General features: G+C 55.4%; 11 protein-coding genes. 5 read left to right on the top strand and 6 right to left on the bottom strand.

Annotated elements, in window-relative coordinates; translation table 11 throughout:
* Nucleotides 1-111: 111 nt before the first annotated feature.
* Nucleotides 112-2,523 (bottom strand): DUF5916 domain-containing protein, encoded by a 2,412-nt coding sequence (locus tag ENH71_RS04800; protein ID WP_294130453.1) that lies wholly within the window; start codon nucleotides 2,521-2,523, stop codon nucleotides 112-114.
* Between the two features lie 187 nt (nucleotides 2,524-2,710).
* On the opposite strand from ENH71_RS04800, the gene ENH71_RS04795 reads away from it, so the two are divergent.
* On the top strand, nucleotides 2,711-2,950 hold the full coding sequence (locus tag ENH71_RS04795) for a TIGR02647 family protein (RefSeq protein ID WP_294130455.1): 240 nt from the start codon (nucleotides 2,711-2,713) through the stop codon (nucleotides 2,948-2,950).
* A gap of 43 nt (nucleotides 2,951-2,993) precedes the next feature.
* Here the strand turns inward: ENH71_RS04795 and prpF are convergent, their stop codons facing one another.
* Genes prpF through ENH71_RS04770 form a run of 5 tightly spaced genes read right to left on the bottom strand, consistent with a single transcriptional unit; the run spans nucleotide 2,994 to nucleotide 9,602 of the window.
* Nucleotides 2,994-4,175, bottom strand: a complete 1,182-nt coding sequence (gene prpF, locus ENH71_RS04790) for a 2-methylaconitate cis-trans isomerase PrpF (protein WP_294130460.1) — start codon at nucleotides 4,173-4,175, stop codon at nucleotides 2,994-2,996.
* Nucleotides 4,172-6,778, bottom strand: coding sequence for a Fe/S-dependent 2-methylisocitrate dehydratase AcnD (gene acnD, locus ENH71_RS04785; RefSeq protein WP_294130463.1), 2,607 nt, complete (start codon nucleotides 6,776-6,778; stop codon nucleotides 4,172-4,174). The genes prpF and acnD overlap by 4 nt, the downstream gene beginning before the upstream one ends.
* A gap of 15 nt (nucleotides 6,779-6,793) precedes the next feature.
* A complete protein-coding gene (prpC, locus tag ENH71_RS04780) occupies nucleotides 6,794-7,921 on the bottom strand; it encodes a bifunctional 2-methylcitrate synthase/citrate synthase (protein ID WP_294130466.1) in 1,128 nt (375 codons plus the stop codon).
* A gap of 57 nt (nucleotides 7,922-7,978) precedes the next feature.
* Complete coding sequence (gene prpB / locus ENH71_RS04775; RefSeq protein WP_294130468.1) at nucleotides 7,979-8,866, bottom strand: methylisocitrate lyase; 888 nt, start codon at nucleotides 8,864-8,866, stop codon at nucleotides 7,979-7,981.
* 4 nt (nucleotides 8,867-8,870) lie between these two features.
* Nucleotides 8,871-9,602, bottom strand: coding sequence for a GntR family transcriptional regulator (locus ENH71_RS04770; RefSeq protein WP_294130471.1), 732 nt, complete (start codon nucleotides 9,600-9,602; stop codon nucleotides 8,871-8,873).
* A gap of 244 nt (nucleotides 9,603-9,846) precedes the next feature.
* On the opposite strand from ENH71_RS04770, the gene ENH71_RS04765 reads away from it, so the two are divergent.
* The 4 genes from ENH71_RS04765 (at nucleotide 9,847) to ENH71_RS04750 (ending at nucleotide 12,565) form a co-directional block, all read left to right on the top strand.
* Nucleotides 9,847-10,623 carry an enoyl-CoA hydratase/isomerase family protein gene (locus ENH71_RS04765; protein WP_294130474.1) on the top strand — a complete coding sequence of 259 codons (777 nt, stop codon included), beginning with the start codon at nucleotides 9,847-9,849 and terminating at the stop codon, nucleotides 10,621-10,623.
* A 14-nt stretch (nucleotides 10,624-10,637) separates the two neighbouring features.
* Nucleotides 10,638-10,979 carry a DUF503 domain-containing protein gene (locus ENH71_RS04760; protein ID WP_294130476.1) on the top strand — a complete coding sequence of 114 codons (342 nt, stop codon included), beginning with the start codon at nucleotides 10,638-10,640 and terminating at the stop codon, nucleotides 10,977-10,979.
* 99 nt (nucleotides 10,980-11,078) lie between these two features.
* The gene (locus ENH71_RS04755; protein ID WP_294130478.1) at nucleotides 11,079-11,564 is read left to right on the top strand and encodes a Rid family hydrolase; all 486 of its coding nucleotides are present in this window, start codon (nucleotides 11,079-11,081) and stop codon (nucleotides 11,562-11,564) included.
* A gap of 104 nt (nucleotides 11,565-11,668) precedes the next feature.
* Nucleotides 11,669-12,565, top strand: coding sequence for a YihY/virulence factor BrkB family protein (locus ENH71_RS04750; protein ID WP_294130479.1), 897 nt, complete (start codon nucleotides 11,669-11,671; stop codon nucleotides 12,563-12,565).
* Nucleotides 12,566-12,573: the final 8 nt, after the last annotated feature.

Genomic DNA, 12,573 nt, shown 5'->3' with positions numbered 1-12,573 from the left:
CATCGTTGCGACTGTCAGGCCAGTAACGAGAGTTTTTAGCAATCGGGGTACCGTGACGATCATGATTAAGGACTCACTCGTTATTGTTTTGGGTCTGGTATCCGTAACAGGTCAGGACCCGAGTCGATAACGCAGCTTGATAACAAGGGTATCCACCACCGGCTCTGTCCACGCTTCCTGCAGAAGTCCAGTGTAATCATCAAAGGTGTTGCCCGGCAAGTTGCCACCGCGGGTATAAACAACAAACAGATCAGACAGCGGCGCGATTTCCCAGCGATAACGTGCCTGGAATGTCATCCTGCTGATGCTGAAATTATCACTGGTAGCGTTTGGCTTGGCTACTTCCCGCAGCTCTTCGATACGATTCGGATTGACTTGCAGGAACTTGTTTTCAAACGCTTTCAGCCCGGTCCACTGCATACCAAAGCGTATCTGTTGCCGCGCGTTGATGAAATAGTTCAACGTCAGTTCGGGCGACCATTGGGTCGCTTCATAGCTGGTGTAACGGCCATTGCCACGATAGACCAGCAACCCTTCACGGTCGGTGTACGCTACCTGGGCCAGTAATGAGAAGTTATCTACCGGTCGGTAGGTAACGCCCGCTCTGGTTGTTGTGTTGCGTTCACCGAGATCTTCCGAATTGGCATCCAGATTAAAATTATAGACCAGCTTTTGCGACGGGTCGGTATCCCAGCCAAATACGAACTGCCAGCGCCCCGGCACATAATAATCACCGCTCCCGCGGCCGAGCCTGTCGTCGACACGACGGTGATAGTAGCGCGCGCTGGCCATCAGTGAGTGATTGTTAAGGAAGGTATAATTGCGTGCCGCAAAGATACCCTGGCGAACAAAATCACCGTTGCTGTTCCACTGGTTAAAATTGAAAATACTGGTACTGCGGGAGCGCAACCCCTCAATGTTGGATTCATTGCGCGTGTAATTGTAATCCAGGTGCATCAGATCATTGCGGGTAAGAAAACCCAGCGTATTAAGATCGAGCGTATCATCATGATAGCCGGCAGCCACCCGGTGCTGGCGCCCGCGAATGGGCTGAAAGATGATATCGGCAAAGGCACCCTGCCCGCTGACACCATTGACATCACTGGCCACTGCCTGGCCATCAAACACCCAGCGCGCATCGGCGGAAAAGTAATGCATGTCCACGCCATTGACCACGGCATCCACATTTGAATGTGACACCGAGGTGCCCATCCAGCCGATGGAACGACGGCCGCCACCGGTGGTATCTTCGTACAATAGCCGGCCAACGCCGAAGTCGCGACCTTCTGCCTGAACTTTCACCCGTGTGCCATCAAGCGCAACGCCCCGGATCTCACTGTCGTCTTCCGACGCAAGCAAGGTGCCGTAACGCCAATTGCCATTTTGGCCGGTAAATTTGGCCGCGCCCAGCAGATCGGTGGGTTGACTGACATCGGTAGCGATGGTGTTGACGCCACTGGGTACGTCAAACAAGGCCGCGCTGCCAATACGACGGGTGTTCAACAATGTGGTGGGCCCACCCGGGCCACGCGCACTCTGGTTCCGCGGAGAGGTGTTAAAAACATCCTGCCCTTCCAGAAAGAACGCTCTTTTCTCCGGAAAAAACGTTTCAAACGCAGTGAGATTGACGTCAATATCGTCCGACTCGACGTTGCCGAAATCCGGGTTCAGGGTAGCAGAGAACTGCGTATTGGTGGTCGGTCGCCAGAACACTTCCAGGCCGGTACGCAACTCTGATTCATCACGAATGCCGTCGTGAGTCGCCGACAAATAAGGATACCAGGTCAACTGAGCGCTGGGTTCAATGGCATCGATTTCCATCTTGTGAAAAGCGGAGATAAATTCGTTGACGGTGCTCGGCAGCGGCGGAAATGACCAGGTTTCATTCAGGTGGCCAACCTGGCGCTCTGTGTAGATGCCGATGCGTCGTGTTTCACCCGGGACATTGGGCAGCGCCATCATGGTCCAGGGGATAAAAAACTCAGCAACCCAGCCACCATCTACCGGGCTGGTTTCTGCATCCCAGGAACCATCCCATTGCACATTGATCTGGCGTTCGGGCAGGATTGTGGCATCGGTCTTGGAACCGCCAAGATTGACCCGCATCATGTAGCCATACAACCCTTCACCAGAGGGGTCAATATTGATAACAAAACCGTCACGCTCCAGCCGGGTATCGCGTGAGGTCATGCGTGCGACCAGAGTGTCAGGGTCTTGATGGTTCATGACACCAACGTAAACCCCCCGCTCGGTGTAGAAGATATGGGTGTCCGTGCGCAGAGTCGATGCTGCCAGCGTATCGGGCTGAATGACCCGCATACCATCAATGGCGGGCACGCGTTGCCATATATCTTCATCCAGTCGACCGTCCAGGGTTATCCCGGCATCGCTTTCGCTGAACCGGGCCAGGCGTGGTGCAGAATCCTGAGCTTGAACAATAATGCAGGGGGACAGGGCGAAAACAGCGATCAGTATCACCATGATACGTCGTCGGCCAAGTGAAAACCGGGCAAGAATAGGCATATTTTTCTCTTCTTTTTATCCCCATGCTCGTTGTGGGCGGTAGGGGTTTATCGGACTATAGCGAGGGATTCCGGGATCACCCATAGCTGGCTACAATTCGTTGCAAAATAACCCGCTGCCAAATCTTTCCCTTTCGGTGCATTTTCGTGTCACACTCAGATAAAACTACGGCGCATGGGGAGATAGTATGCAGCTCAACAAAGAACTGGTGGAAGAAATGGAACTACTGCTCAAATTCGATCTGAGCAGCGCCCGTGTCGGTCTGAAGATTCACAGCAATGCTGATGCTGAGGTGATCGCAGCGGCTAAACGCCTGTATCAGAAGGAGCTGGTGGAACACGAAGACGGCGGCTTCCTGACCACTCTGGGGCATGAAGCCGCCGAGCACTTGCAGGCAGCGCAGCAGATTCTGACCTCATCCGATTGACAATGGCGGTGGGAGCCGAATAACAGACAGCATTGCCGGTTGATCAGCCAACCGGCACCCTCACCCAACCTTCCATGAGCACACGCGCACTCCGACTCATGATCGCCTTTTTGACAACCCATTCATCATCGATTTGAGTCGCTTCCGCGCCGACCCGCAATGTGCCCGACGGATGCCCAAAAACAACCTCGGTGCGCTTGCCACCGCCCGCCGCGAGATTGACCAGCGTACCCGGCACGGCCGCTGCAGCCCCGATGGCGACTGCAGCGGTGCCCATCATGGCGTGATGCAGTTTGCCCATGGACATGGCACGGACCAGCAAATCGACATCCCCGGCCGCAATCGTCTTGCCACTTGATGCGAGATAATCAACCGGTGGCGCCAAAAATGCCACTTTGGGTGTGTGCTGGCGGCTGGCCGCTTCACTGACATCGCGTATCAATCCCATTTTGACTGCGCCATGACTGCGAATGCTTTCAAACATGGCCAGTGCCGCGCTGCTGTCGTTGATGACAGCCTGCAGTTCAGAACCGGTGTAGCCGATCTCGCTGGCATTAACAAAAATTGTCGGAATACCGGCATTGATAAAAGTCGCTTTTATTTTACCAACGCCCGGCACGTCCAGTTCATCTACCTGATTGCCGGTGGGAAACATGGCGCCACCGTCCTCACCATCATCGGCCGGGTCGATGAACTCCAATTGTACTTCTGCCGCCGCAAAGGTCACCCCGTCGAGCTCGAAATCGCCGGTCTCCTGCACTTCACCGTCGGTGATCGGCACATGGGCAATAATGGTCTTGCCGATATTCGCCTGCCAGATGCGGACCGTGCAAAACCCATTGTGCGGAATACGCGATGCATCCAACAAACCTTTGCTGATAGCAAAACCGCCGACCGCCGATGACAGGTTGCCGCAGTTGCCACTCCAGTCAACAAAGGCCTTGTCTATGGCGACCTGGCCAAACAGATAGTCAACATCGTGATCTGCCCGGCTGCTTCTGCTCACGATCACGGTCTTGCTGGTACTCGAGGTTGCGCCGCCCATGCCATCGGTATGTTTGCCGTAGGGATCCGGGCTGCCAATGACGCGAAGTAACAGCTTGTCGCGCACCTCACCGGCCACCCTGGCCGCCGCCGGCAGCTCATCGAGCAGAAAAAACACACCCTTGCTGGTACCGCCACGAATATAGGTAGCCGGTACCTTGATCTGTGCAGGGTAGTTCATGCTGTTGCTCCCGGTGCCAGCTCCGACTCCAGAAAATCCTGGGCAAAACGTTGCAGCACGCCACCGGCTTCATAAATCGACGCTTCCTCATTGCTGTCGAGTCGACACTTGACCGGCACCTCTATGCGTTGTCCGTTACGGCGTTTGATGACCAGCATCATCTGCGCCCCCGGCTGACGTTCCCCGGTCACATCAAAAACCTCTGTACCATCGATTTCCAGGGTCTTGCGGGTCGTGCCTGCAGCAAACTCCAGGGGCAGTACTCCCATACCAATCAGGTTGGTTCGGTGTATCCGTTCAAAACCTTCGGCCACAATGGCTTCCACACCGGCCAGACGGACACCCTTGGCTGCCCAGTCACGTGACGAACCCTGCCCGTAGTCAGCGCCGGCGATAATGATCAAAGGCTGCTTGCGAACCATGTAGGTTTCAATGGCTTCCCACATGCGGGTGACGTCACCCTCCGGCTCAATTCTGGCCAGCGAACCCTGTTTGATCTTGCCATCAACAATGGCCATCTCATTGATCAGTTTCGGGTTGGCAAAGGTGGCACGCTGAGCGGTCAGGTGATCACCGCGATGGGTGGCATAGGAGTTGAAGTCTTCCTCGGGCACACCCATTTTATGCAGGTACTCGCCTGCGGCACTGTCCATCATGATGGCGTTGGACGGAGACAGGTGATCGGTGGTGATGTTGTCTCCCAGCACTGCCAGCGGACGCATATCGCGTAATGGCCGCTCACCTGCCAGGGCCCCTTCCCAATAAGGCGGCCGGCGAATGTAAGTACTTTGCGGGCGCCAGTCATACAGCGGCTCGGTTGTGTTCTCGGCATCCCGGGTGATGTCGAACATCGGAATGTACACATCGCGATATTGCTGCGGCTTCACACTGCGCTTGACGATGGCATCAATTTCTTCGTCACTGGGCCAGATGTCTTTTAATGTCACCGGGTTGCCGTCCTGGTCCGTCCCCAGAGCGTCCTTTTCAATATCAAAACGGATGGTACCGGCAATCGCATACGCCACCACCAACGGTGGTGATGCCAGGAAAGCCTGTTTGGCGTAAGGATGGATACGGCCGTCAAAGTTGCGGTTACCCGACAATACGGCAGTGGCGTACAGATCCCTCTCTACAACTTCTTTCTGAATGACCGGATCCAGCGCACCGCTCATGCCGTTGCAGGTCGTGCAGGCAAATCCGACTACACCGAAGCCCTGTTGCTCCAGCTCGGTCAGCAGGCCGGCTTCCTCCAGATACATCTTCACGGTTTTTGAACCCGGTGCCAGCGACGTTTTTACCCAGGGTTTGCGTTGCAGGCCAATCCTGTTGGCATTACGTGCGATCAACCCGGCCGCAATCATATTGCGCGGATTACTGGTATTGGTGCAGCTGGTGATGGCGGCAATAATGACCGCGCCATCGGGCATCAGGCCAGCTTCGTTGTCGACTTTGCCACTGATGCCGCGCGCGGCCAGTTGCGAAGTTGGTAACAAGGCGTGCGGATTTGACGGGCCCGCCAGCGTACGTGCTACTGTCGCAAGATCAAAGCGCAGGATTCTCTCGTATTTGGCTGTTGCCAGACTGTCGGCCCAAAGTCCGGTATGTCTGGCAAATGTTTCGACCAGCGCAACCTGATCGTCATCACGTCCGGTCAGCTTGAGATAATCTATGGTCTGCTCATCAATATAAAACATGGCCGCCGTGGCCCCGTATTCGGGCGTCATGTTGGAGATGGTGGCGCGATCCCCGACACTGAGACTGGCGGCGCCTTCACCATAGAACTCGAGGTATGCACCCACAACTTTTTCGCGGCGCAGGAACTCGGTCAGTGCCAGCACCATATCCGTGCTGGTAATACCCGGTTGCAGCTTCCCACTCAGCTCGACCCCGACCACATCGGGCAGCCGCATCCAGGAGGCACGCCCCAGCATGACACTTTCGGCTTCCAGGCCGCCGACACCGACTGAAATCACCCCCAGTGCGTCTACCATCGGCGTGTGACTGTCAGTGCCAACACAGGTATCGGCAAAGGCAACACCATCACGCACCTGCACCACCGGTGACATTTTCTCGAGATTGATCTGATGCATGATGCCATTGCCCGGTGGGATCACATCGACATTCTCGAAAGCCGTTTTTGTCCAGTTGATGAAATGAAAGCGATCGTCGTTGCGGCGATCCTCGATCGAGCGGTTTTTGTCAAAGGCATCCTTGTCAAAACCGGCATGCTCAACCGCCAGCGAATGATCCACAATCAATTGCGTCGGCACCACCGGATTGACCTTGGCCGGGTCACCGCCCTGCTCGGCGATGGCATCACGCAATCCGGCCAGGTCAACCAGTGCCGTTTGCCCCAGAATGTCGTGACATACCACGCGGGCAGGAAACCACGGAAAATCCAGATCGCTTTTGCGTTCGATCAACTGTTCAAGTGAAGCAGTCAACATAGCCGGGGCGCAGCGTCGCACCAGATTCTCTGCCAGCACGCGCGAGGTATATGGCAGCGCGTCGTAGGCACCGGACTGAATGGCGTCGACGGCTTCCCGCGTATCGAAAAAATCGAGTTGGGTGCCTGGCAGTGATTTGCGATATCTGGTGTTCATGACGTACCTACCCTGTTAGCGTTGGTCGATTGGTTTGACGGTGCGAGGTTCGGGGCCGGTGTACTCCGCACTGGGACGAATGATGCGATTGTCGGCACGCTGCTCCATGACGTGAGCAGCCCAACCGGTGAGTCGGCTCATGACAAAAATGGGCGTAAACAGTTTGGTCGGAATATCCATGAAGTGATACGCAGACGCGTGGAAAAAATCCGCGTTGCAGAACAGTTTCTTCTCTCGCCACATCACTTCCTCGCAGCGCACCGACACCGGATACAAGGTGGTGTCACCCACATCGTCAGCCAGTTTTTCCGACCAGGATTTGATAATGGCATTACGGGGATCCGACTCTTTATAGATCGCGTGGCCAAAGCCCATGATTTTTTCCTTGCGCTCCAGCATGCCCAGCATCTCCTGCTCAGCATGGTCGGGATCATTGAATCCTTCAATCATGTCCATCGCTGCCTCGTTGGCGCCGCCGTGCAGTGGCCCGCGCAAAGTACCAATGGCACCGGTGACACAGCTGTGCATGTCCGACAATGTCGACGCACACACCCGGGCAGTGAATGTGGAGGCGTTGAATTCGTGTTCCGCGTACAGGATCAGCGACACATTCATGGTGGCGGCATGCAAGGCCTTGGGCTTTTCGCCGCGCAACATATGCAGAAAGTGACCACCCACAGAGTCATCATCGGTATTTTCGTTGATACGCACACCGTCATGACTGTAGCGATACCAGTAACAGATGATGGACGGAAAAATCGCCAGCAAGCGATCGGCCGCAGCCCCTTGCTGTTTGAAGTTTTCTTCGGTTTCCAGGTTACCCAGTACAGAGGAACCGGTGCGCATCACATCCATCGGGTGCGCTGATTTTGGGATCCGTTCCAGCACCTCTTTCAGTGCGTTGGGCAAACCCCGCAGACTTTTGAGTCTGGATTTGTATTCGAGCAGTTCGGCTCTGGTTGGCAAATGCCCCTTGAGAATCAGGTGTGCCACTTCTTCAAATTCGCAATTGTCAGCCAGGTCCTGGATATCGTAACCGCGATAGGTCAGGCCGGAGCCGGATATGCCCACCGTCGACAAGGCTGTTTTGCCCGCAATCTGTCCGCGCAAACCTGCGCCACTCAATACTTTAGCTTCAGCCATAAGTGCTCTCCTTGTTGATACTGTTTTTATGTCATTTGCGACTGCGCAAAATCGTTGTCAGGATTTTTTCTGTTTCGCAAATAGCGCATCAAGTCTTTCTTCATACACATGATAGTCAATGCGATCGTAAAGTTCCGAGCGGGTCTGCATCAAGTCGATGACATTCTGCTGGGTGCCATCGCGGCGAATGGCATCATACACAGCTTCCGCCGCCTTGTTCATGGCGCGGAAGGCCGACAACGGATACAGCACCAGCGATACATCTACCGAGGCCAGTTCCTCCGTGGTGTACAGCGGCGTCGAACCAAACTCGGTAATATTGGCCAGTACCGGCACCTTGAGGCGGTCGGTAAACTGTTTGTACATGGACAGCTCGGTAATCGCTTCCGGGAAAATCATGTCCGCGCCAGCTTCGATACAGGCCTCGGCACGCTCAAGTGCCGCATCCAGGCCTTCGACGGCGAGCGCATCGGTGCGGGCCATCACCACAAAACTGTCATCGGTGCGCGCATCCACCGCCGCCTTGATCCGGTCGACCATTTCCTGTTGTGTCACGATCTCCTTGTTGGGGCGATGACCACAACGCTTGGCGCCGACCTGATCTTCAATATGCATGGCGGCAGCGCCGGACTTGATCATGGACTTCACCGTGCGCGCCACGTTAAACGCACTGGCGCCAAATCCGGTGTCAACATCAACCAGCAAAGGCAGATCACAGACGTCGGTGATGCGCCGCACATCAGTCAACACATCGTCCAGCCCGGTAATACCCAGATCAGGCAGCCCCAGGGAACCGGCTGCCACCCCGCCGCCGGACAGATAAATTGCCTTGAAGCCAGCGCGCTTGGCCAACAACGCATGATTGGCATTGATGGCGCCAATCACCTGCAAGGGATGTTCTTCAGCCACGGCATCACGGAAACGCTGGCCTGGTGTCTTGTTCATACGCTCACTCCTCCTGGGACGGGTTGTCATCTGCCTGCGCCAGCAAACGACGTTCAATATTGCGGCGCGACGCACTGATATGACGACGCATCAGCAGCTCTGCCAATTCACCATCGCGATCAGCGATGGCTTCTATGATTCGGTGATGTTCGGCAAACGCCTGTTGTGGCCGTTTCGGGGTTGCCGAGTAACGATAGCGGTACATGCGCAACAAATGGTAAAGGTCGCCGCACAACATATCGCTGAGCGTGCTGTTTTTACTGCCCTGAATAATCAGATAGTGAATATCCAGATCACCTTCCTGCTGGTAATAGGATTCATTGTGTTTCAACCCACTGTGACTTTCGTGCATGGCCAGCACATCGCGCATGCCGGCGATCTCATCTTCGGTCATGTTCTGCGCCGCCAGGCGGCAGGCCATGCCCTCCAGAGCCTCGCGCACATAATACAGCTCAATCAGCTCTTCGTAGCTAAGCGAGGCCACCCGTATGCCGGCGTGCGGTATGCGCACCACCAGCCGACGACCTTCCAGGCGCCTGATTGCCTCTCGCAACGGACCGCGGCCGATACCAAAGGTGGTACTGAGGTATTGCTCGCTCAGGCGCGTACCCGGAGCAATATCCCCTTTGACAATGGCATTCTGGATACGTTCAAAGGCGCCATCAGACAGGGTCTGGCCATTGTTACGAAGTTCGGAGACAGGCAATTGTAGATAATCCTTTTGGTTAAAGCACATAAACTGCCGTATTTCGCGGCAATATTGTGCGATAAGGGGAACATTGTCAACAATACAATGAATGTCGACACAGCGACACCTGTATTCAGTGACATTCTCCTGACCGCGGCGCGGGCCCGGCAAACTTCGCGCTTGACGCCGGCTTTACCTCTCTATCAGTATGCAATCGAGTCGTTGAGGGAACCTGAACAATCACACCCGCTGTACCGCAAAACCGTTTTCGCAAACCAAAAGGGACAAACACATGCAATTTGGCGACATTAATGTCACGCTGAAAAACCACGTCGCGATCGTTGAAATACAGCGCCCGCCCTACAATTTTTTTGACGTTGCGCTGATTGAAGATCTGGCCGACGCCTTTGATGCCATGGATGCGGAAACCGATTGTCGCGCACTGGTACTGGCGGCACAGGGCAAGGCCTTTTGTGCCGGCGCCAATTTCTCCTCCGGCCCCTCCGTTCTGGAGCAATCTGACGGCAAGGGTCGCAACCCTCTGTATGTGGCGGCAGTCAGGTTATTCAGCAACAAGAAGCCTGTGGTAGGGGCCATTCAGGGCGCAGCAATAGGCGGCGGTCTGGGTCTGGCCCTGGTGCCGGACTTCAGGGTCACCTGCCCTGACGCCAGCTTCGGTGCCAATTTCAGCAAGCTTGGTTTTCACCCCGGCTTTGGTCTGACGCACACCCTGCCCGCCATCATCGGGCAGCAAAAGGCAGCATTGATGTTCTATACCGGCCGCCGCATCAAAGGCGAACAGGCTTATGAATGGGGCCTGGCCGATATCCTCACCAGTGCCGATCAGGTCCGTGCCGAAGCCATCGCGTTGGCGCAGGAAATTGCCGGCAATGCGCCTCTGGCCGTCGTTTCGGTGCGCGCTACCATGCGCCAGGGCCTGACCGAGATGTTGCACGCGGTCACTGATCACGAAGCCAGCGAACAGGACTGGCAGCGTTTGACTGAAGACTTCAAAGAGGGTGTGGCCTCAGTGGCTGAGCGACGTCCGGGTAATTTCAAGGGCAAATAGTACAAGGGGTTTTCATGTCTGATCTGTTTCGCAAGCTGCTGGCGGAGCGGGCAACCGCGCCCGCCTCCATCACTCCCCATATCGGTGTGGTCACGCTGCAATTTCAGCTCTACGGTGTCAGCGACCTGAAGGCCAAACGCAAAGCGTTTAATGCCATGCGCATGATCTGGGGCAAGGAAACCGACCTGGCAGTGGCCGAAACCGGCGACTATGAGGCGCTGGACAGTGCCACCTGGAGCATTGTCGCCATCGGCGGCACCTCACAACAATTGACTGCCAGACTTGATCAGGTCGAAAAAGCTATCGCCCAGAAGATTGACGCTCCCATTCTTGAAGTGCACCGTGAGATACTTTGAGCAGGCCTTGATAGAATGCTTAAGTGCTTGATTTTGTCGGCACAATTAGCCAGACTTGGGGTGTTCGTAACATCTCAACAAAGTACAGGAAAATCAAAAATGAAATCATTGAAGAAGTGTATTTTTGCGCCCGTTGCGCTGGTTGTTGGCAGCATGCTCGCCGTCACTGCACCCATTGCAGGGGCTCAGGAAATCGAGCGCAAAGGCGAAGGTCGTCACTTTTACACAACCATTCGCGTGCCCGCCAATGCTGAATTTATGTACCTTAGCGGTGCCGGCGCCTCCCAGCAGGAAGATGGCACCTGGGGCGACATGGAACAGCAGACCCGTGACACATTCAACGGTTTCAAGGCAAAACTGGAAGCCGAAGGCTGGTCCATGTCCGACATTATTCAGGTCCGCGCCTTTGCCGTGGCCGGTGACGATGGCGCACTGGATTTCGATGGTTTCAATACCGCCTATCGTGAATTTTTCGGCACTGACGAGAATCCGATGAAACCAGTACGCTCCTTTGTTGAAATCAAAGACCTTGTTGTTGGTGGCTGGCTGATAGAAATCGAAGTACGCGCCGCCCGCGTCCCCTGATCGGACTCGTCAGAGAGTCGGCACTCGTCGATTCGCCGCTGGCAATCAGCAGATGATTGACCAGCGGCGCAATCAACAAAGCACATCAACCATTGGGGGCTGTTTTGAATAAATTGAGATACGGGTGGCAGGTCGTCCGTGACTCGGTAAAACTCTGGGTTGAGTGCAACGCGTTTAATCACGCGGGTTCGTTAGCGTTTTACACACTTTTTTCATTGGCACCCACCGTCATCATTGCGGTGGCCGTCATTGGTCTGGTACTCGGTGAGCAGGCCGCCCAGGGTCAGATCGTTGCTCAGTTCCAGGACGTCATGGGGGCCGAAGCGGCCTCCGTCGTCGAGGAAGCTGTGACCAATTCGCGAATCGACAACAGCGGCATTTTCCCGGCACTGGCTGGAGTTTTTGCCCTGATGATCGGTGCAACCACCGTCTTCGCCCAGATGCAATATTCGCTCAACACGCTTTGGGGCGTGCGCCCCAAGCCGAGTCGCAACAGTTTTTTACTGTTTATCAGGAAGCGTTTCTTCTCGTTAATGGTGGTTCTTGCCATTGGTTTCGTATTGCTGGTGTCGCTGGTACTTGGCGTCGCCCTGAGGGCGAGCCTGGATTTTACCGCCCGTTTTGTCCCCGCCGTAGAGATGCTTATCAGCGGTGCGGAAATGGTGCTGTCGTTTGTTGTTGTCACCTTGCTGTTTGCCACTATTTTCAAAGTCTTGCCCGACGTGGTACTGAAGTGGCGCCAGGTTATTCTGGGCGGCATGATAACCGCCCTGCTGTTCTCGCTGGGCCGTTATGGCATTGCCGCGTACCTGGCGTACACCGCGCCGGCCTCAACCTATGGCGCCGCCGGCGCAGTCGTACTGATACTTATGTGGGTTTATTATTCGTCCCTGATATTGCTGTTCGGAGCGGCCTTCACCAAGGTCCATCTGCAAGCTCAGGGCAATGCCATCGTTCCGCGCAATACCGCAGTGGTGGTAGAGCGCACACTACTGGTGTAACTCACATT

It is taken from the genome of Pseudohongiella sp., from assembly GCF_011050365.1.
Classification (GTDB): Bacteria; Pseudomonadota; Gammaproteobacteria; order Pseudomonadales; family Pseudohongiellaceae; genus Pseudohongiella.
This window is presented reverse-complemented; position numbering and strand designations above follow the sequence as displayed.

Bases quoted from the DNA above. Each gene is read 5' to 3' on its own strand.
- ENH71_RS04795 (WP_294130455.1), top strand. From the start codon at position 2,711: ATGCAGCTCAACAAAGAACTGGTGGAAGAAATGGAACTACTGCTCAAA.
- ENH71_RS04800 (WP_294130453.1), bottom strand. From the start codon at position 2,523: ATGCCTATTCTTGCCCGGTTTTCACTTGGCCGACGACGTATCATGGTG.
- prpB (WP_294130468.1), bottom strand. From the start codon at position 8,866: ATGAACAAGACACCAGGCCAGCGTTTCCGTGATGCCGTGGCTGAAGAA.
- ENH71_RS04760 (WP_294130476.1), top strand. From the start codon at position 10,638: ATGTCTGATCTGTTTCGCAAGCTGCTGGCGGAGCGGGCAACCGCGCCC.
- prpF (WP_294130460.1), bottom strand. From the start codon at position 4,175: ATGAACTACCCTGCACAGATCAAGGTACCGGCTACCTATATTCGTGGC.
- acnD (WP_294130463.1), bottom strand. From the start codon at position 6,778: ATGAACACCAGATATCGCAAATCACTGCCAGGCACCCAACTCGATTTT.
- ENH71_RS04755 (WP_294130478.1), top strand. From the start codon at position 11,079: ATGAAATCATTGAAGAAGTGTATTTTTGCGCCCGTTGCGCTGGTTGTT.
- ENH71_RS04765 (WP_294130474.1), top strand. From the start codon at position 9,847: ATGCAATTTGGCGACATTAATGTCACGCTGAAAAACCACGTCGCGATC.
- prpC (WP_294130466.1), bottom strand. From the start codon at position 7,921: ATGGCTGAAGCTAAAGTATTGAGTGGCGCAGGTTTGCGCGGACAGATT.
- ENH71_RS04770 (WP_294130471.1), bottom strand. From the start codon at position 9,602: ATGTGCTTTAACCAAAAGGATTATCTACAATTGCCTGTCTCCGAACTT.